Source organism: Bacillus sp. LR--39 (assembly GCF_053613335.1).
Map to the genome: position 1 here is coordinate 1 of NZ_JBSIOT010001458.1, position 543 is coordinate 543.

Sequence of the window (543 nt, forward strand, 5' to 3'; positions counted from 1 at the left end):
AGGAGCGGCGATTCCAAGCTTATGGAACCCATCCGCCATATCATCCTCCTGATGGATGTGTCCGGTCAGCATTTTCCAGAAAAATTCTTGGCTGCGTTCTTCATTTTTCGTTTTTCTGATTTGAAGTTTGAGAAGCTTGTTTTTCACTGCTTTTGCTGCCATTTGCAATGTCAGCAGATCTTCATCGGACAATGTTTTTTGGATCTCAAGCGCCCATATGAAGCCAAGTACTTGCTTGTTTTTCCAAATCGAAATAGCGACGCGATTGCTCAGCCCGACTTCATCAATTTGCTTGACTCTGATCGGCTGGTCCGTTTTTAAGAGAGCTGGAATTGTCCCATCTTTCCACAACTTGTTAATCACCTTCTCCGGTACCCTTCTGCCAATAATGGTAGACGTCCGGGCAGGGTCTGTGCAGTCGCTGTGTGTACTGTAGGCAAGCAGCTTGTGGTTAACATCCTCTATGGTGATCGGGCACCGCAGAACGTCGCTGATATGATCAGCCACATCTTCAAGTCTGTCAAAACTATATTTAAACGGATC

At 45.9% G+C, this 543-nt stretch carries 1 pseudogene; it reads right to left on the reverse strand.

Features of this window, described 5'->3' with window-relative positions:
- Positions 1 to 543 (reverse strand): annotated as a pseudogene (gene adeR / locus ACWHAR_RS31115) (sporulation transcriptional activator AdeR); the annotation flags it as partial.